The following is a 24394-nucleotide window of genomic DNA, read 5'->3' as shown; positions in this document are numbered from 1 at the left end:
CGTTGTGTTTTGCATGTTATTTTCAAATGACGGATACTGATGATGTTTTGTCAAGAAACGTTCGACAGTCAGAAAATGAAATAGCGTGGCTGGGCATTGCTGTTGTTCGGCATTTGACGCTACATATTTTCTGAATGGGTGGTGCCCATTGCCGCGGATGCACCGATTGCGAGTATGTACGGCTCCGGCCGCAGACCTCAATGTGGCGCCGTGGCCTGCGCGTTGACGTTTGCTGTTCTATGCTGGAGGCGGGCATTTTTACATCATCGCAGAGGACATCATGAGCGAAAGCATCGTGGTCAGATCGCTGGAACAACGGGATTACGCCGCCTGGCTGGCGCTGTGGCAGGGGTATAACGCCTTTTACGGCCGGGAGGGGGCAACGGCGTTACCGGACGAGGTGACGCAAACCACCTGGCGGCGTTTTTTCGACGCCTACGAGCCGATGTACGCGCTAGTCGCCGAGCATCAGGGGCAGGTGGTTGGATTAACGCACTATCTTCTGCACCGCAGCACCATTCAGCTGCAGCCCAACTGCTATCTACAGGATCTGTTCACCGCAGAGGCGGTGCGCGGTAAAGGGGTGGCGAGGGCGCTGATCGCGGCGGTTTACGAGCGTGCGCAGCAGCTGGGGTTGCCGCGCGTCTATTGGAATACCCATGAAACCAACCAGACGGCGATGCTGCTGTATGACAAGGTGGCGGATCGTCCCGGATTTGTGATGTATCGCAAGGCGCTTTGACACCCGGTGAAATGAATACGGGCGCCAAACGGCGCCCGACAATCGGCAGGTTAAAAATCGACCGTCGCCTGCAGGCTCAGGCTGCGCGGTTCCCCCTCAATCACGCGTAAATTGCCGGCGCTGGAGGCATAATATTCGCGGTTGAACAGGTTTTTCACATTCAGCTTCAGCTGAGTATGTTTCCCCAACAGTTTGCTGTCCCAGGCGACAAACGCATCCGCCACGGTATAGGCCGGCATGGTGAAGCTGTTCTCCGGATCGCCGGCGCGGCGGCCGACGTAGCGTGCGCCGCCGCCAACGCGCACCTCGCCGGGCACCACCGGCAACGTCATGCGGTGGCTGAGGTACAGGCCGCCCATGTTGGTCGGGGCGTTGACCAGCCGATTGCCGACGTTGGCCGGGTTGAGATTGTCTTCAACGATTTCGGTCTTGTCGTAGCTGTAGTTGGCGGTGAGATCCCAGTTGCGCGCCACTTCGCCGTTCAACTCCAGTTCGACGCCGGTGGAGCGCGCTTTGGGAATGCTGCGGGTCACGCCGTTGATAAAGATCGACATATTGCTTTCATCGATGCGATAGAGCGCCAGCGTGGCGTCAAACGCCGGGGTGACTTGCCATTTGCCGCCCACTTCATAAGTGGTGCCGGTTTCCGGCGTGGCGACGTTGCCATTGTCGTCGATGGCGGTGGATGGCGTGAAGGAACGGCTGTAGTTGCCGTACAGCGACAGGCTCGGCGTCAACTTATACACCAGTCCCGCCTGCGGCAAGAACTGGTCATCTTTGTCATTGAGCGTATTTTTCGGCTGCCGGAAACCGTTGCTGTTGTTCTGATAATACGACTGATAGCGCGCGCCCAGCACCGCGATCCATCGCTCGGTGAGATGAATGCTGTCCTTGGCGTACAGAGAGCGGCTGAACAGCGTGGCGCGCAGATTGCTCGCCGCGTCGCTGTAGGTCGTACTGTCAGTGACAGGCGTTTCGCCATACGTCGGATCGTACATGTTGAAGGTCTTCGACACCTTGCCGCGATAGGAATACGCCTTATAGGTCTGGTTTTTCTCGTAGTCCACGCCCAGCAATAGGTCATGCTGCATGCCGAATACCTCTGGCGAGCCGGTCAGATCCCACGAGTAGTAGTGGGTCTGGTGATTAAAGCCTCGGTTGGCGTCGGCGCGGCGCGAAACGATGCCGGTCGTAGTGTCGACGGCGGTGGCGCGCACTTCGTTACTGTCGTAACGGCGCTGCAGCCACGCGTAGTTGACACGGGTGGTCCAGATCGGGTCCAGCGCGTATTCATAATGGGCGCTCAGGCGTTTGTTTTTGCCCCAGGCGCGGTTGGCGTAATCATCAAGCCGGCGGTTGTAGGGCACATCGACCGGTTTACCGTCGATAAATGCGGTGCCGCGATCGTAAGGAATGTCGTATTTATATTCACTGTAGGCGATGTTAAAGGAGGCTTTGTCGCCGAACCAACTGAGCGAGGGGGCGAGCAGCGTGTGTTCGTCGCTGCCGAAGTTGCGCCAGTAATCCGCGTGCTGACGTTCGGCGATCAGGCGAAAGGCGAAGCCGCCGCCCAGCGGGCCGGTGACATCGACACTGCCGCTGCCGCCGCCAAAGCTGTTGGTGGCGCCGCTGATGCGGGTGTTCCAGTCATACTGCGGTTTTTTACCAATCAGATTGATGATGCCGCCAGGGCTGAGGATACCGTAAAGCAGTGAAGCGGAGCCTTTCAGCACCTCGACGCGTTCGGTGGTGGCGTCCATGCTCAACCCCTGGTTGCTGCGTACGCCGTCGATGAACACCGAACCGTCGGAGTTGACCCCAAAACCGCGTTTGACAAAGCCGTCCTCGGTGCCGCCGAGTGTGTTGCCCTGGGTGACGCCGCTGACGAACTTCATCGCGTCATTGACGCTTTTGACCTGGAAGTCGTCAATCACCTGAGAGGTGACAACGCTGATCGATTGCGGCACCTCGGCGATCGGCGCTGCGGTTTTGCTGCCGGTCGAAGCGGTATCGGCGCTATAGCTGCCGGCAGGCAGCGGGGCGGCGGTTACTGTGATGGACTCCTCCGATTTAGCGTCGGTCACGGCGGCGATCGTCAGGGCGGGAAACAGGCCGGCAAACAGGGGCAGCGTACGCAGAATGGGATTTTTTTTGCTTTTGTAGGGGTGGCGAAGAACTGACTGGCGCATATCATTCCATGGTAAAATAATAAATAGTAACGATTATCATTATAATTATCATTTGATGAAATTAGATAGAGGAAGTTGGCGCCCTTCGCGCATTGCAAGATTTTATTTTGCCATCAGTGAAAAGCATGGCGGTTTTGCCGGTATAAATTCGCCGGATTGGCCACAAAGATCGAGGTGACGGCAGCGTTTCGGCAGTTTCTGCGTCTGGTAGCTGGTTGCCGTCAATATATTGATACACAAATATATTTTCCCTTGATGAATAAACAGATGCCCGCGCTGGCAAAACTGGCAATAATAGCCGGGTCGGCCGTGTGTGTTCTCCTTGTTCGACGGTTGTGACGCGAAAAGACTGTCACTTTACGCTAGCGAAAGTCTCTGGATCCAAGATGCAAACCATCCCGTTGTCCGATACCCGTAAAATCTGGCCCGCGACCCTCATCTTTTTGCTGGTGTTTGCGCTGTGCCTGCTGGGTATCGTGAGCCGTCCCGGCAGCTTTCTGGCGATATTCTGGCCGGTAAACGCCGTGCTGCTGGCCGTTTTGGTGCGCCGCCCGCAGTGGGCCACCTGCGCCGGCTGGGGCATGGCGGTGCTGGGCTATCTGGCGGCGGACCTGTTGACCGGCAGCTCGCTGGAAAAGGCGCTGCTGTTGAATGCCGCCAATCTTTCCGGCGTGGTGGCAGGGTATTGGCTGTTCATGCGGCTGTCGCCACCGGCGCGCATGTTGCAGCGCGGCGCCTCCAGCATGTATCTGTTCGGCATCTGCCTGGCCGCCGCTGCCGTCACCGGCGTGGCAGGCGCCGTCGCCTCTCAGTGGCTGTTCGGCAGACCCTATTTGACCTCCCTGGCGCTGTGGTTCTCGTCCGAATTCACCAATTACGTCACGCTGATGCCGTTCATTCTGGTGTTTCCCATCGATTGGCGACATCGCCTGCGCGCGGCTTGCGCCATGCTGATGCAGCGCAGCCAATGGCCGCAGGCGGGGCAAAAACTTGCGGTGTTGGCGCTGCTGGCGCTGGCGGCGGTTTGCAGCGTGCTGATCGGCGGGCCCGGCGCGGTGATCTTTCCAATGCCGGTGCTGCTGTGGCTGGCGATGTCCTTTTCACTGTTCAGCACCATGATCGCGGTGCTGGTTTACGTGCTGTGGTGCCATCTGGCGATCGATTTCGGGCTGTTGAGCACGACGCTCGATATGAAGGTGTTGCAGAACGCGGTGTCGATGCGTTTGGGCATTGCGCTGTTGGCGCTGGGGCCGATCGCCGTCGCCAGCATGAACTATGCGCGCAATGCGCTGTTGCGCACCCTGGAGCATGTGGCGAATCACGACGCCTTGACGCATGTGTTGACGCGCAATGCGTTTATGCAGCGCGGCGAACGGGTGATTGACCAAAAAGGCGAGCTGGTTTGCGTCATGATGCTCGATATCGACTATTTCAAATCGATTAATGACCGTTTCGGCCACGCCGGCGGCGATCAGGCGCTGATGGCTTTTACCCGCGCGATCGCCGCCGATCTGAGCGTCAATGATCTGTTTGGCCGCATGGGTGGCGAAGAGTTTGCCATCGTCTCGACGCTCGGCCAGCCTCAGCAGGGATTGCAGCTGGCCGAACGGCTGCGGCAACGCATCGAAGCGGAGTCGATCACCATGCCGGCCGGCCATCCGCTGCAGATCACCGTCAGCATCGGCATGGTGACCTGTACGGGCGGTTCCGGCCATAGCCTGGCGGATCTGCTGAAACTGGCGGATCTGGCGGTATACAAAGCAAAAAATGCCGGCCGCAACCGGGTCGCCACGCCTGAGTCTTACCCGCCGCCGGCCCCCGGCCGCTAACTTGCGATCCGCGCAGCGCCCCCGCCGTCTAAACTGGTAGGGGGTGCAGGCAACTCCGCCTGCGTTAAACCGACTGTCCTTAAACAGACAAGAGGATGCCAGGATGAAATACATCGACGGGTTTGTGGTGGCGGTGCCGGCCGCCAACAAGGAGGCGTATCACCGGTTGGCGGCTGCAACGGTGCCATTGTTCAAAGAGTTTGGCGCCACGCGCATCGTGGAGTGTTGGGGTGATGATGTGCCCGACGGCAAACTGACCGACTTTCGCGGCGCGGTGAAGGCGCAGGAAGGCGAAGTGGTGGTGTTCAGCTGGATCGAGTATCCCTCCAAGGCGGTGCGCGACGCCGCCAACGAGAAAATGATGAGCGATCCGCGCATGAAGGCGCTGGGCGAGATGCCGTTTGACGGCAAGCGCATGATCTTTGGCGGGTTCGCGCCAATCCTTGATGAGTGAAGGAGGCGCAGATGGCCAGAATTACGCAACATCTGTGGTTTGAAAAAGACATGGAGGCGGCGCTGAACTGCTATGTCGCGCTGATTCCCGGTTCGTCCGTGAACTGGTTTTCCGATCTGCCGGCGGATACGCCGAGCGGCCCGGCCGGCAGCGTGAAGCTGGCCTCCTTCACCCTGGGCGACCAGCGCTACGCGGCGATCGAAGCCGGGCCGCTGGATCCGTTCAACCACAGTTTCTCCGTGATGGTGGAGTGCGACGATCAGGCGGAGGTCGACCGGCTGTGGGATACGCTGAGCGAAGGCGGCGAGGCGGAGCAGTGCGGTTGGCTGCGCGATCGTTGGGGGCTGTGCTGGCAGATTGTGCCGCGGCGTCTGACGGAGTTGATGAACGACCCTGACGCCGCCCGCGTGCGGCGGGTGACGGAAGCGATGCTATTGATGGGCAAAATCGACATCGCCGGCCTGGAAGCGGCAGCGCGAGACTAGCGGCAAGATCGAGAAGGAGAGAACGGATGCACCGAGAGCGGCACAGTATTGAGCGCATCGGCTGGCTGCGGGCGGCGGTGCTCGGCGCCAACGACGGCATTGTCTCAACGGCCAGCCTGCTGCTGGGCGTGGCGGCGGCCAGCGCCTCGCATTCCGCGTTGATGATCGCCGGCGTCGCCGGGTGGGTGGCGGGCGCGATGTCGATGGCCACCGGCGAGTATGTGTCGGTATCGTCGCAGGCGGATACCGAAAAGGCTGCCCTGGCTGAGGAGCAGGCGGAGCTGCTTGAAGACTACCCGGGGGAGTTTCGTGAACTGACGTCAATCTACGTGCATCGCGGCCTGGATCCGGCGCTGGCCCGGCAGGTAGCGGAAAAGCTGATGGCGCACGATGCGCTGGAGGCGCATGCGCGCGACGAGCTGGGCATTTCCTCCGCCACGCGCGCCCGGCCGCTGCAGGCGGCGTTAGCGTCGGCGCTGAGTTTCTCCCTCGGCGCGCTGTTGCCGCTACTGGTGGCGCTGTGGGCGCCGCTCGACTGGACGCGGCCGGCGCTGGTGGTCTCGGCGCTGATTTCCCTCGGCGTGCTCGGCGGCATCGCCGCAAAAACCGGCGGGGCGCCGATCTTGCCGGGCGTCGCGCGCATCCTCATCTGGAGCGCCCTGGCGATGGCGGTCTCCTCCGGCGTCGGCATGTTGTTTGGCGTCGCCGCCGGGTAGCGCCGGGTTTGCATCAATCTGTTGCATCTCAAGAGCAGAATTTATCATTTGTCAGCCGCCGGCGTTCGCGGCATGGTGACGGCAATGCCAACTCAGTCAGGGACACTTATGCACCAATCACAGATTCAACCGTGGATCGCGCAGCATCCGCTGCTGCAACGCATGGTTGCTCTTGAGCCGATCACCTGGTTCAATCCGCGTGCGACCACGCTGGCCGCAGGGCTGCCTCATGTCGGGCTGAGCGCCGCCGACGTGGTCGAAGCCGAGCAGCGCCTGGCGCGCTTTGCGCCATATCTCGCCGCGGCCTTCCCGGAAACCCAGCCCACTGGCGGGATCATCGAATCCGAACTGGTGGCGATCCCCGCCATGCAGCTGGCGCTGGATCGCCGCTACGGGCAAACTCTGGGTGGGAAACTGCTGTTGAAAAAGGACAGTCATCTGCCGATCTCCGGTTCAATCAAGGCGCGCGGCGGCATCTATGAAGTGCTGACGCACGCGGAGAAGCTGGCGCTGGAGGCGGGGCTGCTGCAGACCGGTGATGACTACGCCCGGTTGTTTTCCGACGAGTTCCGTCAGTTCTTCAGCCAATACCGTATCGCCGTCGGATCGACGGGCAATCTGGGATTATCCATCGGCATCATCAGCGCCCGCCTGGGATTTGACGTCAGCGTGCACATGTCGGCGGATGCGCGGGCGTGGAAGAAGCAGAAGCTGCGCGACAACGGCGTGACGGTGGTGGAATACGCCGAAGATTACGGCGTGGCGGTGGAGCAGGGCCGCAAACAGGCGGCGAACGATCCGCGTTGTTTCTTTATCGACGATGAAAACTCGCAAACCCTGTTCCTCGGTTATGCGGTGGCCGGCGGCCGCCTGAAGCGGCAGTTCGCCGAACAGGGCATCGTGGTGGACGCGCAGCATCCGCTGTTCGTTTATCTGCCGTGCGGCGTCGGCGGCGGGCCGGGCGGCGTGGCGTTTGGCCTCAAGCTGGCGTTCGGCGATCACGTTCACTGCGTTTTCGCCGAGCCGACCCATTCGCCCTGCATGCTGCTCGGGGTTTACAGCGGGCTGCATGACGGGATTGCGGTGCAAGATCTCGGCATCGACAACCGCACAGCGGCGGACGGATTGGCGGTGGGGCGCGCCTCCGGCTTTGTCGGCCGGGCGATGGAACGCCTGCTGAGCGCGTTTTACACCCTGAGCGACGAGGAGATGTTCGCGTTGCTCGGGTTGTTGGATCGGCACGAACATATCCAGCTGGAGCCGTCCGCGCTGGCCGGCATGGCCGGGCCGTGGCGCATGGCGGCCAATGCGCAACCGCTGAGCGGGCAAGGCGTGAGCGCGGAGAGTCTGGCGCAGGCGACGCATCTGGTGTGGGCGACCGGCGGCGGCATGGTGCCGCCGGTGGAAATGGCGAAGTACCTCACCGCCGGGCAGACGGCGGAATAAGGCGCAATAAAAAAGGGGCGAACATCGCCCCTGATCGTCTGCCGCGCCGTTACAGCTGTTCGCCGTTGCTGGCGATGACCCGGCGGTACCAGTCGAAGCTCTTCTTGCGCGAGCGCTCAAGCGTACCGGTGCCGTCGTCGTGTTTATCGACGTAGATAAAGCCGTAGCGTTTGCTGTACTCACCGGTGGTGAACGACACGCAGTCGATGCAGCCCCAAGGGGTGTAGCCGATCAGATCCACGCCGTCTTCAATCACCGCTTTTTTCATCTCTTCGATGTGGGCGCGCAGATAGTCGATGCGATAGTCATCATTGATCTGGCCGTCCGCTTCCACCTTGTCGAAGGCGCCGAAGCCGTTTTCCACGATAAACAGCGGCTTCTGGTAGCGTTCATACAATACGTTCAGCGAGTAGCGCAGCCCGACCGGATCGATCTGCCAACCCCAGTCGGAGGCCTTGACGTGCGGGTTCGGCACATTGCCCGGGAAACCGAACATGCCGTCGCTGCCTTCCACCGCGTTGGCCTGCAGCGCGTTGCTCATGTAATAGCTGAAGCCGATGTAGTCGGTGCAGCCCTCGCGCAGGATCTGGGCGTCCTGCGGCTGCATCTCGATCTTCAGCCCTTTGCGTTCCCAGTCGCGCAGCAGATAGCTTGGGTAGTAGCCGCGCATCTGCACGTCGGTGTACAGATAGCGCTGGTGCATCGCCTCCACGGCGTACATCACGTCGTCCGGCTTGCAGGAATAAGGATAGAACGGCACGCAGGCCAGCATGCAGCCGATCTTGAACTCCGGGTTGATCTGATGGCCGAGTTTGACCACCTGCGCGCTGGCGACGAACTGGTGGTGCAACACCTGATACAGCGCCTGCTCCGGATTGTCTTCCTGGGTGTAATCCACGCCGGAACAGCAGTAGCCGAACAGCGGGTAGCGGTAGTTGCTCTGGTTGTTGATCTCGTTGAAGGTCATCCAGTACTTCACCTTCTCGCGGTAGCGGCGCATCACCACTTCGCTAAAGCGCACGAAAAACTCCACCACCCGGCGGTTTTTCCAGCCGCCGTAGGTTTTAACCAAATGGTAAGGCATTTCGAAGTGGGACAGGGTGATCACCGGCTGGATGCCGTATTTCAGCAGCTCATCGAAGAGATCGTCGTAAAACTGCAGGCCGGCTTCGTTCGGCGCCGTTTCGTCGCCGTTCGGGAAGATGCGCGTCCAGGCGATCGAGGTGCGGAAGCATTTGAACCCCATCTCGGCGAACAGCGCCACGTCTTGTTTGTAGCGGCCGTAGAAGTCCACCGCTTCATGGTTGGGGTAACGGTAGCCATCGAGCACCCCGTCGGTCATCACGCGATCGACGCCGTGCGAACCGCCGGACAGCACGTCGGCGATGCTTGGGCCTTTGCCGCCCCGATCCCAACCGCCTTCAACCTGGTGCGCGGCGACCGCGCCCCCCCACAGAAAATCCTTCGGCAACTGTTTCATCGTCAATGTCTCATCGGTTTATTTAATGAAGGGTAATCACGCTGCGTTGAGAATAGAGTACCAATACCGAAAGAAATGTCACGATATAACAAATCACCGTGAAAAGTGATTTGTCACAATAAAAAAACAGCCTGTTTTATTTTGCCGAATTAATATGCCCGAGCCGTTTACCGATGGTTTCAATAATGTAAAGCACGGGGATCTGCGTGGTAATATTATGATGGCCGCCGATCAAATGCTGCGGAACGTGGTAAGAGAGGTTAAAGTCCGCCAGCCGCGCCAGTGAAGAGGTTTCGTTGTTGGTGATGCTGATGATTTTGCAGTGGTGCAGGCTGAACTGGCTCGCCAACCGCAGGATCTCTTCGGTCTCGCCGGAGACCGACAGCATGATCGCCACCGCGTTTTTATACATATCGCTGTTGACCGGATAATAAGGATCGTCGATATGAGTGCTGAATTTCCCGACGTTGGAGAAGAAACGTGCGCCATATTTCCCCAATGCGCCTGACGTACTGATGCCGACGAAAATAATTCGCTCGGCGGCGGCGATATGCTGCACCGCCTGATCGATCAGCTGATTAAACTCTTCGTTGCTGACGCTTTTAAAAAAGCTGAGGATTTCGCCGATGCCGGAATCGATCGGCGGCGCGTCGCTTTGCTCGAGGTACAGTTTGAAACGGATGCGAAATTCCGAATAGCCGTCACAGCCCATTTTTTTGCAAAACCGCAGCACGGTGGTGGTGGACACGCCGGCGGCCTCCGCCAGCTCGCGGATGGTCATGTACATCACCTGATTTTTGTGTTTGCTGACGTAGTTATAAACCATCAGCTCCAGGGCGTTGAGCTCGGCGATTGCTTTATGGGTGAACATGAGTCGGTCCGGCGGCTGGAAACGGGAAGCTTATCTGCAGGTTAACATAGCAAAATTCACCGCCGCTGGCACTGCCGAAGCAAAAGAAAAGCCGCACCAGTCAGGGGCGGCCCAGAGTTCACGACGAACAAATTAAAGCAAAACGTTCCGGAAGACATGCCATGAAAACGCGTTTCATCACACAGTGTCAGCATAGGTCAGCTTATTCCGGCGGCAAAATGCCGGTTTTTGCTTTCCAAAGCTAAAGATTGGCAAAGTTACGGCGCCATATCCCTGGCGCGCGAACGTGCCAGCAGCGGCGGGGCCAGCAGATACAGGGCGGCGGCCAGCGCCCAGACCAGGCCGGGCCAGACATCGCGCGTGGCGGCGTACAGCGCCGTCGCTACCAGCGGCCCGGCGACGCCGATCAGGCTGCCCATGCTGGACAGTGTCCCCTGCAGCTCGCCCTGATGGTCGTCGTCCACCTTGTGCGCCATCAGCGCCTGCAGCGCGGGCAACGCCATGCCGCCCGCCGCAAACAACGGCAGCAGGACGAACGGCGCCCAGCCTCGCGTGGCGATCGACAGCAGCAGCATGCCCAGCGCGTCGGCGGCCAGGCCGATCAGCAGCGCCTTGCGCTCGCCGAGCCGTGCGACCAGCGGACCGACGGCAAAGGCCTGCGACAGTGCGTGGCAGGCGCCGTAACCGGCCAGCGACAGGCCCGCCAACATCATGCTCCAGCCGAAGCGATCCTGACCGTATAAAATCCACAGCGTAGCCGGCGCCTGAGAGGCCAGCGCCATGATCAGGTAAATGCCGGCCAGCGGCAGCAGGCCCGGCTTGCCGTGCAATCGCCGCAATGAAGAAAAGGGATTAAGCCGGATTTTCTCGGCGGTGCGGGAGCTGGGTTTACGCGATTCGGGCAACAGGAAAAACGCCAACGCCAGGTTGATGGCGTTCATCACCGCCGCCGCCAGGAAGGGGGCATGCAGATGCCATTCGCCCAGTGAGCCGCCGAGCAGCGGGCCGACGATAAAGCCGACGCCGAATACGGCACCCACCAGGCCGAAACGCCGCGCGCGTTGGCCGGCAGGGGTAATATCGGTGACATAGGCGGTGGCGACCGCCATGTTGGCGCCGGTGATGCCCGCCAGCAACCGGCCCAGATAGAGCCAGGCCAGCGTCGGCGCGAACGCCATCAGCAGGTAGTCGGCCGCCGCGCCAGCGAGCGAAATCAACAGCACCGGGCGCCGGCCGAAACGATCGCTCAGCGCGCCGAGGATTGGTGAAAACAGGAATTGCATCAACGCATAGGCCGCCAACAGAGCGCCGTAATGCACGCTGCCGGCATCGAGACCGCCCAGCGAGCGCAACAGCGCCGGCAGGATAGGCATGATCAGACCGATGCCCACCGCATCCAGCAGCACCGTCAACAAAATAACCAGCATAGGTTTTTTCAAAATCGTGACTCTAACAGTGATAGAGTAATGAGTATTCCACAGTTACCCTATCAGTGATAGAGAGATGAGCGAAAAAAATACCGCGGCGCGTTTAACGCGCGAAACCGTGCTGCGCGGGGCGCTGGAGCTGCTGAATGACATCGGCATCGACGCCCTGAGCACCCGCCGTCTGGCGCAACATCTGGGCGTACAATCGCCCACGCTTTATTGGCATTTCAAGAACAAGGCCGAGCTGCTGAAGGCGATGGCGGAAACCATCATGCTGGATCACCGTGAAGAGATGCCCGCTGACATGCCCTGGCGAGCCTGGGTCACCGCCAACGCGGTCAACTTTCGCCGCGCGTTGCTGGCTTACCGCGACGGTGCGCGCCTGCATGCCGGCACCCGTCCGCAGGAACCGCAGTTCGCGATCATCGAGGCCAAGGTGGCACTGTTGTGCCGGGCGGGATTTACGCCGGAACGCGCGGTTAACCTGCTGTTCGCCGTTGGCCGCTTCGTGGTGGGCTGGGTGCTGGAAGAACAGCAAATGCAGCCTGACGACGCGCTGAACGAGGCCGACCGTCGGCGTTACCCGCTGCTGTGCGAAGGCTGGGAAGGATTGCAGGAGAAGGGCGCAGACAGGCTGTTCGAGGCGGGCGTCAGGCTGCTGGTCGACGGTGCCGAAGCCGGATTGACGAACGACAATAATCACGGCGGGCAACCATAAAACCGGGCTTATCTATAGGAAATTTATAGAAAATACCCACTTTTCGTTAAAGCCGTCACGGCTACATTCCCTTAACATTATCAGGTCTTTTGACGATAATGATAAATATCTTGCCTGGCTGCTCATGGCAACGATGCTACGGATTAAATCCGTTAATTTGAGGGATAGTTTCACCATGGAAATCAATGTTAACGGCCGAGTGGTTCCACTCGGCGACGTCTCGCCCGATACGCCGCTGCTGTACGTGTTACGCAACGATCTGCAATTGAACGGCCCCAAATACGGCTGCGGCCTGGGGGAGTGCGGCGCCTGCACGGTGCTGCTCAACGGCGTCGCCGCACGTTCTTGCTCAATGCCGCTGTCCGCGGTAGGCAACCAATCGGTCACCACGCTGGAGGGCCTGGGAACATCGGAAGCGCTGCATCCGGTGCAGCAGGGATTTATCGATGAGCAGGCGGCGCAATGCGGCTACTGCGCCAACGGCATGATCATGACGCTGGTCGCGCTGTTCGAACGTGAACCCGAGGCGGACGAACAGGCAGTCAAGAAAGAGCTGGCCTATAACCTGTGCCGCTGCGGCACCCATCTTGAGATTTTGCGCGCCGCCGAACGTGCTCGCGAACTGCTGGCAGCGCGGAGGCAAGCATGAGCCGTCTCGAACTGACCCGTCGACAGCTGCTGCAGGCCGGCGGTGTGGTGATGGTCAGCAGCCTGCTGCCCGCATCGTTTAACGCCTTCGCCGCCGAACCCGCCTCAATGCCCGCCGATCTGCCGCTGGACAGGGTGGACAGCTTTATCAGCCTCACCGCCGACGGGCGGGTGACGGCATTCAACGGCCACGTCGATCTGGGCACCGGCATTCGCACCGCGCTGGCGCAGATCGTCGCCGATGAAATCTGCGTGCCGTTCGAGCAAGTGACGATGATCCTTGGCGATACGCAACGCACGCCGGATCAGGGGCCGACCATCGCCAGCGCCACCATTCAGGTGACGTCGGTGCCGCTGCGGCAGGCGGCGGCGCAGGTGCGCCACATGCTGACGGCGCTGGCGGCCAAGGCTTTCGAACTGCCGGCCGAACAGTTGACGGCGACGGCCGGCCACGTGTTTGTGACGCAACAGCCGGGGCGTTCGTTGAGCTATGCGCAACTGGCGAGCGGGCAGAATCTGCACGTCGCGTTGGATAAAAATGTTCAGCTGAACAGCGAACAACAGAACCGTTATGTCGGCCGCGCCGTCGCCCGGGTCGATATTCCGGCCAAAGTGAGCGGCGCGCTGACCTATGTGCACGATCTGCGCCTGCCCGGCATGTTGCATGGCCGGGTGGTGCGCCCACCTTATGTGGGCGCAGACAGCAGCGCGCCGCTGGGCGGCGGCCTGTTGTCAGTGGATGAAGGGTCGATCGCGCACCTGCCGGGCATCGTGAGACTGGTGGTGATCAACGATTTCATCGGCATCGTGGCCGAGCGCGAAGAGCAGGCGATCGCCGCCATGCGCCAGCTGAAAACCGAATGGAAATCCTGGGCCGGGTTGCCGGATCTGTCGCCTGAAGCGCTGCCCGCCGCGCTGGAGGCCAATCCGAAAAACGACCGCGTGCTGCGCGACGATGCGGGCACGGACGCCGCGCTGGCGGCACTGCATACCGAAGTGCGGGCAGACTATGTCTGGCCCTACCATCAGCACGCCTCGATCGGCCCTTCCTGCGCGGTCGCCGATGTTAAAGACGGGCGGGCGCAGGTGTGGTCTGGCACGCAAAATCCGCACGATCTGCGCAAAGACATCGCCAGGCTGCTCGAGCTGCCGTCCGAGCAGGTGCACATCACCCGCATGGAGGCCTCCGGTTGCTATGGCCGCAACTGCGCCGATGACGTTTCGGCGGACGCGGCCCTGCTGGCGCGGGCGACCGGTCGCCCGGTGCGGGTACAGCTGATGCGTGAACAGGAGTCCGGCTGGGAGCCGAAGGGCACCGGCCAGCTGATCCGGGTGCGCGGCGGTCTGGACGCGCAAAACCGGGTGGCGGCCTACGAGCTGAAAACCAGCTATCCCTCCAACAACGCCGTGACCCTGCCGCTGGTGTTAACCGGCAAAGTGGCCAACCGGGCCGATGTGCAGCAAATGGGCGATCGCACCGCCATTCCGCAATACGACTACCCGCACATGCGGGTGATTTGTCAGGACGCTGCGCCAATCGTGCGGGCATCGTGGATGCGCGGCGTATCGGCCTTGCCCAACGTGTTCGCTCACGAATCCTGGATCGACGAGCTGGCCTGGCGCGCCGGCGAGGATCCGATCGCCTTCCGCCTGCGTTATCTGAACGACCCGCGCGCGGTGGCCCTGATCGAGGCCCTGAAGCGGCAGGCGAACTGGCAAGACGGCCCGGCGCACCGGTCGCGCGCCGCCGGCGCCGAAGTGGTGAGCGGCCGCGGCTTCGCCTATGCGCGCTATTTCCACAGTAAATTCCCTGGCTTTGGCGCCGCCTGGGCGGCCTGGGTGTGCGATCTTCGCGTCAATCGCCTTTCCGGGCAGATCACGCTCGATAAAATCTTCGTGGCACACGACTGCGGTCGCATGATCAACCCGGCCGGGGTGCGCCATCAAGTGCATGGCAACATCATCCAGTCTGCCAGCCGGGTGTTGAAAGAGTTCGTGACCTTCAACGAGACGGGCGTGACGTCATTGGACTGGGGAGGGTATCCCATCCTGCGCTTTGACGAACTGCCGCAGATCGATATCCAACTGATCGACCGTCCGGACGAAGCGCCGATGGGCGCCGGAGAGTCTGCCTCGGTGCCGAGTGCGGCGGCGATTGGCAACGCACTGTTTGACGCGCTCGGCGTGCGCCTGCGCGAGGTGCCGTTCACGCCGGCACGCGTACTGGCCGCGCTGCGTGCTCAGGCCGGTCACTAACCCCGTCACGAACAAGGACAGCAACCATGAACAAGATGAAAAAGATCGCCGGATGGGGCGGCGCAACGGTGCTCGCCGTTGTGGTGGCCGGCGTTGTCGCCAGCTGGCAGCCGGAAATCGCGCCGCTTGCCGCCAATGCGACGCACAGCTTCAGCCAGGCGCAGATCGCGCGCGGCAAAACGCTGGCCGATCTCGGCGACTGCGCGGTGTGCCATACCCGCTCGGGCGGCGAGCGCAATACCGGCGGGCTGGCGATGGAGATCCCGTTCGGCACCATTTACACCACCAACATCACGCCGGACGTGGAAACCGGCATCGGCAGCTGGAGCTACGCGGCGTTTGAGCGCGCCATGCGGCACGGCGTCGATCGGCAGGGGCGCTATCTCTATCCGGCGTTTCCCTATACCGCCTTTACCCGCACCAGCGACGCCGATCTGCAGGCGCTGTACGCCTACCTGATGTCGCAGCCAGCGGTGAAATCTCGGCCGCCGGCCACCGATTTGCACTTCCCGTTCAATATTCGTCAGGGCATCTTCGCCTGGAACTGGCTGTTCCTGACGCCGGGCGCGATGAAGGAAGATCCTGCTCAGAGCGCCGACTGGAATCGCGGCGCTTATCTGGTCGAAGGGCTGGGGCACTGCAGCGCCTGCCATTCGCCGCGCAACGTGCTGTTCGGTGAGAAAACCGGCGCCGATCACCTGGCGGGCGGGGTGGCGGAAGGCTGGACAGCGCCGGCGTTGACCGCTCGCTCACCTGCGCCGCTCGTCTGGACGCAGCAGGATCTGGTCGATTTCATGCGCACCGGCTACTCGGCCAACCACGGCGTCGCCGCCGGCCCGATGGCGCCGGTGATCGAAGAAGGGCTGTCGCGCTTGCCGCAGGCCGATCTGCAGGCGATCGCCGTCTATCTGCGCAGCTATCATCCTGAAACGGCGTCGGGCTCCACGGCGGCAGCCTTGAACGCCCAGGCGGAGCGCCAGGTTGAGCCCTTGAACTCGCAAGGGGCGCGGCTGTTTTCCGGCGCCTGCATGGCTTGCCATGCGCAGGAGAAAGGCGCGCAGATGGCGGGGGTGCGGCCGTCTCTGGCGCTGAATACCAACCTGTACGCCGCCACGCCGGACAACGCCATTCGCGTGGTGCTGGATGGCATACAGCGGCCGGCCAACGCCGAACTGGGCTATATGCCGGGCTTCCGTTATAACCTGGATGACGCGCAGATCGCCATACTGCTCAACTACCTGCGGCAGCACTACGCCGGTCAGTCGCCGTGGCCTGACTTGAAGGCGGAGGTCGGCCGTTTGCGCGCCGAAACCGCGCAGAAATAGCCGCCGGGGGCTGGACAGCCGCGCCGGGTTGGCGACAATAGGCGTTTTCACATGGATAGAGGCAGTAAAATGAATACGTTAGATGCGATCCGCCAGCGCCGCGCCACCAAGCAGTTCGATACGCAGCACGCGATGACGTTCGAAGAGAAAAAAGCGTTGCTGACCATCGCGCTGCAGGGCGCGCCCAGCGCTTTCAACCTGCAGCATTGGCGCCCGCTGCTGATCGAAGATCGCGCGCAGCGCGAGAAAATTCGCGAGGCGGCGTGGGGGCAGGCGCAGGTGACCGACGCGTCGATGCTGGTCGTGCTGTGCGGCGATCTGTCGAGCTGGGAATCACAGGTAAAAAACGTCTGGGCCGAAGCGGCGGAGCCGGTACAGCAGTTTATGATCCCGGCCGTCGATCAGTACTATCGCGGCAAGCCGCAGGTGCAGCGCGACGAAGTCATGCGCAGCAGCGGCATTTTCGCCCAGACGCTGATGCTGGCGGCCAAGGCTCAAGGCTACGACTCTTGCCCGATGGACGGTTTTGATTTCGACGCCGTGGGTGAGATTATCAATAAACCGGCGCATTATCAGATCGCACTGATGGTCGCCATCGGCAAGGCGGCGGGGCAACCTTATCCGCGCATCGGCAAGCTGCCGTTCGACGAGGTGGTGAAAACCGACCGCTTCTGATCTGAGCGTTAAATAGCAAAAGGGAAGGCGCAAGCCTTCCCTTATTTTTTGCGACGCACAGTTCGTTCCAATAGCTGAAACGAATGCGCCGTTGCAGGCGGTGATGCCACATAGAACACTCCTTCTACCCTACACGGTATAAATAAATAACACCGTGCCTGGCACAAGGCGAATGCCTTATTGTGCATAGCTTGCCCGGCGAGCGGGATTAGCGATATTTGTTGACGTTGGCCACGGCGGAATCTAACGACGTTACCTTATATTTCCAATAGGTTATTTTATTGGCCTGTGCTGCGCCCACCGCACCGAAATAGGCTTGCCACGCCGTGCCGCTGGTCAACAAATCGGTAAACATCTGCCCCAGGTCGGTGACGTTCCACAGGGTACGGTAGCCTTTCACCGCAGAAGGTGCCGGCGGCGTATGCTGAACATAATCGCCAACCGAATACCGGTTCTCATAGGCCATAAATACGGTGTAGACCCGTCCGTGCGGCGCCGTATGCTGGTACCAGGGGATCACCACAAAATGGTGTACGGGAGGGCCGATCATAAAATGCCAAACGGCGGTTTCCGAGTTCGCCCCAGCAAAGCCCAGTGCGATATTGATATTCTTTTGCATATCACGGTTATTTTCGATCGTGGTTCCGGCTCCGCTGTCGTCTTGCGTTTTACCATAAACGGCCCGGCTCATTTGGGCGGGGACGCCCGGGCAATTGTTTATTGCCATCAGAAAACGATTGCTGACAATGGCATTAATTAATGTTTCACCGGTATTGCTCATATTGATATTTCTCCACACGCAAGATAAATAATCTAATTATTGGCAAGATTAATAATTAGCATGGATTAAATATACTGAATGACGGCGTCGATAATAAGGTTAGACAAAAATCGCCGTTGGCATTCGTTTATGTTCACTTATTTTCTGCATCACGATGACGGGTTCGGCTGCCGTTAATGAGGGGGCCAGGTCTGTGGGTGAATGGACGTTTATTGAACATCATGCCTGCCGCCGCGCCGAGAATGGCCAGCGTACCCAGCAGCTGCAGCAGGCTGAGGCGATGGCCGAACGCCGCCCAGTCCACCACGATCGCCACCGCCGGGTAGATAAACGACAGGGCGCCGACCAGAGAGGTGGGGATTTTCTGGATAGCGCCGTAGAGCAACGTGGACATAACCCCGGTATGCACCAGTCCGATAGTCGCCAGCAGCAGCCAATCGGTCGGTTCTGCGGGAAGGTGGGCCAGACCGGCGAACGGCGCCATCGCCAAGGCGCCGACGGTCAACTGAATCAACACGATCAGCTGCGGCGGCAGCGCGGCCAGCTGTTTGACGATCGCCGCCGCAATGGCGTACATCAGGGCCGCGCCCAGCGCCAGAGCCACGCCGAGCAGGTAATCACCGCTGTCGCCGCCGCTTTGCCGGCCGGTGACCATCAGCACCATCCCCGCAAACGCCAGCACAAGCCAGCCCAACTGATTGATCGTCAGCTTTTCGCCGAACAGCAACGCCCCCAGCGCCACCAACATGAACGGTTGCACATGGTAGGTGACGGTGGCGACGGCGATCGAAGCATGCGCATAGGCGGCAAACAGCAGCGTCCAATTGAGCACCAGCGCGATGCCGCCCAGGATGGCGAAGGCCAGCTGTCGCCGGTTGATCGCACCCTGTTTTAACTGGCCGAGCGCGGCGCAGGTGGCCAGCATCGCCATCGCGCCAAACGCGCAGCGCCAAAATACCACCGTGGCGGGCGGCTGCCCTAACACCAGCACCGGCCAACCGACGGTGCCAGAAATCATCATGGCGAGGATCATTTGTGCCGCGCCGCGCGTTTTCGCTTTCATGGGGTTTCCCTCGTCGCCTGACCGCGCTTGCGGTGAAACGGGTTAATCATTAAAATGAACAATCGAACATTATGATGAACACGGATGCGCTTGTTCGTCAAGTTGAACAAACGTTTTATATAGCGAACAGTGAGTGACAATCAGATGCAGAACATTACGCCTATCGGCCTGCTGTCGGCGGCGATCCGCCGCGAGCGGGAGCGGTTAAATCTGTCGGTGACCGAACTGGCAAAACGCGCGGGCATCGCCAAGTCCACGCTGTCGCAGCTCGAAGCCGGCAGCGGCAACCCCAGCCTGGAAACGCTGTGGGCGCTGGCGATGGCGCTGGACGTGCCGGTCAGCCGGTTGATTTCGCAGCCGAGCAGGCAGGTGCAAGTGATCCGCGCCCATGAGGGAACGCCGGCGCTGTCGGAGCAGGGCAACTACGCCGCCACGCTGTTGGCGACTTGCCCACCGGGGGCGCAACGCGATATTTATCGGCTGCGGGTGCAGCCCGGCGAAGTGAAACTCTCCCGGCCGCATCCCCCCGGCACCGTTGAGCATGTGATCATCAGCAGCGGGCGCGCGCGCCTGGGGCCGGCGGATCAGCCGCTGGAGCTGAGCGCCGGCGATTACATCAGCTACTCGGCTGATCGCGAACATGTATTCGAAGCGCTGGAACCGGAGACCACCGCCGTGATACTGATCGAACAGGGCTAACCCGGGCGTTGAAGGTCCGTTTATTGAAAATGATTCTCAATTATATTAGTGTGCCCGCCTGTTTTGACGCCGGGACGAGCGGGTAGCCCGGCGTCGCCGTTTATTGCCCTTCAAGGACCGAAGATGAAAATCGCTATTCCTTCCATACTGTTACTCGCCGGTTTGACGGCGACGCACCCGGCCACCGTGTTGGCGGTTGCCGCGCCTGCGGCGGCAGAGCAAGGCCAGAACGACACGGCCAACAATGATTTCAGCTTCGTGCGCTATCGCGCGGATTACCGCGTCAACGCCAACGCCACCAACGTGAAAACGGAAAGCTACGAGGTGCTGCTGAAGACCAAGGCGGCGATCGAGAAATTCAGCCAGATTCGCCTGAGCTACAGCGAAAAAATGGAAACGCTCGAGGTGGTCGCCGCCTATACGCTGACCGCCGACGGCCAACGCCACGATGTGGCACCCGACCGCATCTATACCCAGGAGAGCTACTCCAGCGCCACGGCGCCGCTGTACGCCGATCGCAAGGTGCGCGTCATCGTGTTTTCCAACCTGGCGCCGGGCTCACGCGTGGTGTATGAGCTGCGCCGCACGCAAAACACGCCGTATTTCCCCGACTATTTCGGCCTGTGGGAAACGTTCAGCGTCTTCGATCAGTTCGACGACGCCGAAGTGACCCTGCAGGCGCCGGCCAAGCTGCCGATGCATATTTTCACCCGCGGCGTGGCGGGTGGCGACCAGCCGCAGATCCGCGGCGGACAGGCGCACTGGCGCTGGCATTATTCGCGCAGCGCGCCGATGAAGGCGCAAAACTGGGCGGCGGACAGCTGGACCTTCAGTCCGACCATCATGGCCAGCACCTACCGCGATTGGCCGCAGTTGGCCAAGGCCTACCAGCTGAAGGCCGGCGCGGCGGCGAAGGTGACGCCGGGCATTCAGGCGCTGGCGGACAACATCACCGCCGGCATCAGCGATCGGCGCCAGCAGGCGGAGGCGCTCTATCGCTGGGTGGCGCAAAACATTCGCTATGTGGCGGTGTATCTGGGCAACGGTGGGCTGGAGCCGAATTCGGCGCAGAGCATTCTCGATAACCACTACGGCGACTGTAAGGATCACGTGGTGATCCTGGAAGCGTTGCTCGCCGCCAAGGGGATCGAAAGCTCGCCGGTGCTGATCGGCATGGACGAAGGCCCGATACTGCCTAAAGTGCCGCTGCTCAGCCGCTTTAATCACGCCATCACCTACGTGCCCGAGTTCAAACTGTACCTGGACTCCACCAACCCTTGGGCGCGGTTCGGCCAGCTGCCGGAAGGTGACCTGGGCGCGCCGGTGCTGCTGACGCGCGACGCCAAACTGGCGCGCACGCCGGGTAGCGACGAGCAACCGGTCAAGAGCGCGTTGAGCGTCGATTTCGTGTTCGACAAGGCCGGCAACCTGCAGGGGGAGACCGAGCGTCGGCTAAGCGAAGTGGAAGAGATTGACCTGCGGGGCTACTTCTCGCAGATCAACCGGCAGAACCGGGCACAGGCCGAAGCGTCAATCATGTCCGCATCCGGCATCGACGGCAGCGGCGAGGTGGCGATGAACAGCGATCCGCTGGATCTCAAGAAACAGTTCGGTTACCGCTTCCGCTTCAAGGCGGACGACTACGTCGATTTCGGCGTGGTGGGCGGCATGACCTTGCCCAATCCGCCCGGCGGCAAATCGTTCCGCACGCTGTATACCACCACGGCGGCGCCGGGCAACGAAACCCCGTTCTACTGCAGCGCGCAGCGTTACGACGAAACCTACCGCCTGCAGCTGCCGGCCAACGTGCCGATCATCGCCATTCCGCAAGACAGGCAGTTCCGCAATGCGGCGGGCGACTATCGCGTCGAGTGGCGCCGCGACGGGCAGCAGGTGATCGTCAATCACCGCCTGCAGGTAAACGCCATTCGCGGCAAGGAAGCGCTGTGCCAGGCGCAGGATTACCCGGCGTTCCGCGAGCTGTTCCAGCAGGTGCGGCGCGGTTTTCGCGGCCAGGTGGTGTACGGCGAGTTGGCCAACGGCAAATAAGCCGATGTCCGTAGCTGGATAAAAAAAGGCCCCCAGACAGACAAGAGTTTGGGGGCCGTAGCGCTCCCTCTAGGCGATATCGACCGCGCGCACCTCTTTGGATCTCAATTTCACCCGGATTGGCACCGATTTGTACGAAGGCGTGCCGCTTTCCTCATCGATGTAATGCAACGGCACCAGCACGTTGGCCTCCGGATAATAGGCGCCGACCGATCCGGCCGAGATGTTGTAGGCGATCACCGTGATGCCTTCCAGGCGTTGAGTGCAACCGGGCAACGCCGTTTCCAGGTCGACCACGTCGCCATGTTCCAACCCCAAACGTTGCAGATCGCTGTCATTCATGAACAGCACGTCGCGCCGGCCGAAAACCCCGCGGTAGCGATCGTCCAGAGCATAGATGGTGGTGTTGTACTGATCGTGGCTGCGCAGGGTGATCAGCCTCAGCGTATCTTGTTCCGCCGCAATCTGGTCTTCGTGCAGCCCGCTGAACACCGAAAACATCGCTTTGCCCGTCGCCGTCGGCCACTGGCGCTCGGTCGGTGGCAACGGCATGCGGAAACCGCCCGGTTGGCGAATGCGCGCGTTGTAATCGTCGAAGCCCGGTATGGTTTTTTCGATCAGATCGCGTATCACGTCGTAATCTTCGATCAGCTCATCCCAGGGCACCTTGCTGGCGGGCATCACCGCTTTGGCCATGCCGGCCACGATGGCGGGTTCCGAACGCAGCCATTCCGACGCTGGTTTTAATTTGCCGGACGACGCGTGCACCATCGACATCGAATCCTCCACCGTCACCGATTGCCGTCCGCCGGCCTGCAGGTCCAGCTCGGTACGGCCCAAGCAGGGCAGAATGAGGGTTTCTTTCGCCACCAACAGATGGCTGCGATTGAGTTTGGTGCCGATATGCACGCTTAACTCCAGCGCCTTCATCGCCGGGAAGCTCTGTTCGGGGTCCGGCAGCGCCACGGCGAAGTTGCCGCCCAGACAGATTAACGCCTTCGAAGCGCCGTCGATCATCGCCTGCATGCACTTCACGGCGTCGTGACCGTGGGCTTTGGGCGGCGTGAAGCCAAACACCGTTTCCAGCTTCGCCAAAAATTCGGCCGAGGGTTTTTCGGTGATGCCGACGGTGCGGTTGCCCTGCACGTTAGAGTGGCCGCGCAGCGGGCAAATACCGGCGCCCGGTTTGCCGATGTTGCCGCGCAGCAGCAGCAGGTCGGCGATCAGGCGCACGTTGGCCGTCCCTTTATTGTGCTGCGTAATGCCCATGCCGTAGGTGACAATGGTGGCGTTGGATTTTGCGTAGGCGGCGGCCACCTGTTCCAGATCCTGGCGCGCCAGGCCGCTCTCCGCCTCGATGGCTTCCCAGCGGGTGGCCGCCAGATCGGCGGCGAAAGCCGCAAACCCTTCCGTGTGCTGGGCGATGAAAGCGTGATCCACGGCATTGCCTTGTGTTTCATCCAGCTGCAGTAGCGCTTTGGCGATGCCTTTGAGCGCCGCGGCGTCGCCGCCGGCTTTAACCTGATAGTAGGTTGACGCGATAGGCGTCGAACTGTAGGTCGCCATTTCGATGACGTTTTGTGGATCGGTGAAGCGCTCGAGCGCCCGCTCGCGCAGCGGATTAAACACGATGATCGGCACCTTTTTACGCGCCAGCTCATGCAGCGTGCCCATCATGCGCGGGTGATTGGTGCCCGGATTGTGGCCGATGGAGATAACCAGCTCCGCGCTGTCAAAGTCGTCCAGCGAGACGGTGCCTTTGCCGATGCCGATCGACTGCGGCAGGCCAACGCTGGTCGGTTCATGGCACATGTTGGAGCAGTCGGGAAAGTTATTGCTGCCAAATTCGCGCGCAAACAGCTGGAACAGGTAGGCCGCCTCATTGGACGCCCGGCCGGAGGTATAAAATTCCACCTGTTCCGGCGGAAGCGTCTGCAAGATGGCGGCGATGCGTTGGAACGCCTCGTCCCAGGCCAGCGGGCGCAGGGTGTCCGTGCCGGCGTCATAAAACAGGGGCGTGGTCAGCCGGCCATAGTCTTCCAACTGGTAATCGGTTTTCTGCAGCAGTGACGCCACGGTATTTTGCGCCAGAAACTCGGGCGTCACCCGTTTGCTGGTCGCTTCCCAGGTCACGGCTTTGGCGCCGTTCTCGCAAAACTGGAAGGTGGAGCGATGTTCTTTATCCGGCCATGCGCATCCCGGGCAATCAAACCCGTCGGGTTGATTGGTGCGCATCAGCGTCACCGGCGCCTCGAAGGTATCCATCTGCGTGCGCACGGCGATGGCCGTCGCTTTCAGCGCGCCCCAACCGCCGGCGGGCCCATCGTAGGGATGAACACCGGGTACTGCTCGTCTTTTCGCCATTGTCGATTGCCTCCGATACCGCTTACGATAAATGCAGGTGATTGATTTACTATAAGTATTATTCTTATCGTCCAAGACGGAACGCAGGCGCCGGCGTGTTTAAACGCGGGCCTGTCGCTTCAGTATAGATGAGTGAAAAAGGGCGCAGCGGCAGTCTGTGCGGGGGAGTGGCGGCCC

20 protein-coding genes are annotated in these 24394 nt (G+C 61.0%); 13 read left to right on the top strand and 7 right to left on the bottom strand.

Translation table 11 applies throughout. From position 1 onward, the window contains the following. The first annotated feature begins 280 nt into the window (after positions 1-280). A complete protein-coding gene (locus tag GKN89_RS01850; protein ID WP_074054168.1) occupies positions 281-742 on the top strand; it encodes a GNAT family N-acetyltransferase in 462 nt (153 codons plus the stop codon). Between the two features lie 50 nt (positions 743-792). Here the strand turns inward: GKN89_RS01850 and GKN89_RS01845 are convergent, their stop codons facing one another. Continuing rightward, a complete protein-coding gene (locus GKN89_RS01845; protein WP_230328907.1) occupies positions 793-2931 on the bottom strand; it encodes a TonB-dependent siderophore receptor in 2139 nt (712 codons plus the stop codon). Between the two features lie 386 nt (positions 2932-3317). Between GKN89_RS01845 and GKN89_RS01840 the strand changes: the two genes are divergently transcribed. The 5 genes from GKN89_RS01840 to GKN89_RS01820 all read left to right on the top strand — a co-directional run bounded on the left by GKN89_RS01840 (position 3318) and on the right by GKN89_RS01820 (position 7861). Beyond that, complete coding sequence (locus GKN89_RS01840) at positions 3318-4760, top strand: diguanylate cyclase (protein ID WP_019455415.1); 1443 nt, start codon at positions 3318-3320, stop codon at positions 4758-4760. A gap of 103 nt (positions 4761-4863) precedes the next feature. Further along, the gene (locus tag GKN89_RS01835; protein ID WP_063919504.1) at positions 4864-5214 is read left to right on the top strand and encodes a DUF1428 domain-containing protein; all 351 of its coding nucleotides are present in this window, start codon (positions 4864-4866) and stop codon (positions 5212-5214) included. A gap of 11 nt (positions 5215-5225) precedes the next feature. After that, a complete protein-coding gene (locus tag GKN89_RS01830; RefSeq protein ID WP_019455413.1) occupies positions 5226-5699 on the top strand; it encodes a VOC family protein in 474 nt (157 codons plus the stop codon). A 26-nt stretch (positions 5700-5725) separates the two neighbouring features. Continuing rightward, positions 5726-6415, top strand: coding sequence for a VIT family protein (locus tag GKN89_RS01825; RefSeq protein WP_063919503.1), 690 nt, complete (start codon positions 5726-5728; stop codon positions 6413-6415). Between the two features lie 108 nt (positions 6416-6523). Then, positions 6524-7861, top strand: a complete 1338-nt coding sequence (locus tag GKN89_RS01820; RefSeq protein ID WP_154746231.1) for a D-serine ammonia-lyase — start codon at positions 6524-6526, stop codon at positions 7859-7861. Between the two features lie 49 nt (positions 7862-7910). Here the strand turns inward: GKN89_RS01820 and GKN89_RS01815 are convergent, their stop codons facing one another. The 3 genes from GKN89_RS01815 to tet(41) form a co-directional block, all read right to left on the bottom strand. Then, entirely contained in the window at positions 7911-9347 is a 1437-nt protein-coding gene (locus GKN89_RS01815; protein ID WP_025159763.1) for a 6-phospho-beta-glucosidase, read from the bottom strand. 130 nt (positions 9348-9477) lie between these two features. Beyond that, positions 9478-10212 (bottom strand): MurR/RpiR family transcriptional regulator, encoded by a 735-nt coding sequence (locus GKN89_RS01810; RefSeq protein ID WP_063919502.1) that lies wholly within the window; start codon positions 10210-10212, stop codon positions 9478-9480. A gap of 257 nt (positions 10213-10469) precedes the next feature. Beyond that, positions 10470-11651, bottom strand: a complete 1182-nt coding sequence (tet(41), locus tag GKN89_RS01805; RefSeq protein ID WP_063919501.1) for a tetracycline efflux MFS transporter Tet(41) — start codon at positions 11649-11651, stop codon at positions 10470-10472. A gap of 64 nt (positions 11652-11715) precedes the next feature. Between tet(41) and tetR the strand changes: the two genes are divergently transcribed. From tetR to GKN89_RS01780, 5 genes are all read left to right on the top strand, one after another. After that, a complete protein-coding gene (gene tetR / locus GKN89_RS01800; protein WP_019455407.1) occupies positions 11716-12357 on the top strand; it encodes a tetracycline resistance transcriptional repressor TetR in 642 nt (213 codons plus the stop codon). Between the two features lie 175 nt (positions 12358-12532). Further along, positions 12533-13006 (top strand): (2Fe-2S)-binding protein, encoded by a 474-nt coding sequence (locus tag GKN89_RS01795; protein ID WP_019455406.1) that lies wholly within the window; start codon positions 12533-12535, stop codon positions 13004-13006. Next, positions 13003-15261 carry a molybdopterin cofactor-binding domain-containing protein gene (locus GKN89_RS01790; RefSeq protein ID WP_154746230.1) on the top strand — a complete coding sequence of 753 codons (2259 nt, stop codon included), beginning with the start codon at positions 13003-13005 and terminating at the stop codon, positions 15259-15261. Before GKN89_RS01795 ends, GKN89_RS01790 begins: the two co-directional genes overlap by 4 nt. A 26-nt stretch (positions 15262-15287) precedes the next feature. Beyond that, a complete protein-coding gene (locus GKN89_RS01785; RefSeq protein ID WP_154746229.1) occupies positions 15288-16586 on the top strand; it encodes a cytochrome c in 1299 nt (432 codons plus the stop codon). A 69-nt stretch (positions 16587-16655) separates the two neighbouring features. Beyond that, on the top strand, positions 16656-17261 hold the full coding sequence (locus tag GKN89_RS01780) for a nitroreductase family protein (protein ID WP_063919498.1): 606 nt from the start codon (positions 16656-16658) through the stop codon (positions 17259-17261). A gap of 208 nt (positions 17262-17469) precedes the next feature. Here the strand turns inward: GKN89_RS01780 and GKN89_RS01775 are convergent, their stop codons facing one another. Together GKN89_RS01775 and GKN89_RS01770 are read right to left on the bottom strand one after the other, a co-directional pair. Further along, on the bottom strand, positions 17470-18042 hold the full coding sequence (locus GKN89_RS01775; protein ID WP_195933980.1) for a hypothetical protein: 573 nt from the start codon (positions 18040-18042) through the stop codon (positions 17470-17472). 133 nt (positions 18043-18175) lie between these two features. After that, a complete protein-coding gene (locus GKN89_RS01770; protein ID WP_154746228.1) occupies positions 18176-19105 on the bottom strand; it encodes a DMT family transporter in 930 nt (309 codons plus the stop codon). Positions 19106-19249: 144 nt separating this feature from the next. On the opposite strand from GKN89_RS01770, the gene GKN89_RS01765 reads away from it, so the two are divergent. Both GKN89_RS01765 and GKN89_RS01760 read left to right on the top strand, forming a co-directional pair. Next, the gene (locus tag GKN89_RS01765) at positions 19250-19804 is read left to right on the top strand and encodes a helix-turn-helix domain-containing protein (RefSeq protein WP_154746227.1); all 555 of its coding nucleotides are present in this window, start codon (positions 19250-19252) and stop codon (positions 19802-19804) included. 123 nt (positions 19805-19927) lie between these two features. Further along, positions 19928-21853 carry a DUF3857 domain-containing protein gene (locus GKN89_RS01760; RefSeq protein ID WP_019455399.1) on the top strand — a complete coding sequence of 642 codons (1926 nt, stop codon included), beginning with the start codon at positions 19928-19930 and terminating at the stop codon, positions 21851-21853. 69 nt (positions 21854-21922) lie between these two features. On the opposite strand, the gene GKN89_RS01755 is transcribed toward GKN89_RS01760, so the two are convergent. Further along, positions 21923-24217 (bottom strand): FdhF/YdeP family oxidoreductase, encoded by a 2295-nt coding sequence (locus tag GKN89_RS01755; protein WP_154746226.1) that lies wholly within the window; start codon positions 24215-24217, stop codon positions 21923-21925. Between the last annotated feature and the right edge of the window lie 177 nt (positions 24218-24394).

This window comes from Serratia sp. YC16 (assembly GCF_009707615.1).
In the GTDB taxonomy this organism is placed as follows: Bacteria; Pseudomonadota; Gammaproteobacteria; order Enterobacterales; family Enterobacteriaceae; genus Serratia; species Serratia surfactantfaciens.
The sequence above is the reverse complement of the archived record's forward strand: the minus strand, read 5'-3'. Positions and strand labels throughout refer to the sequence as shown.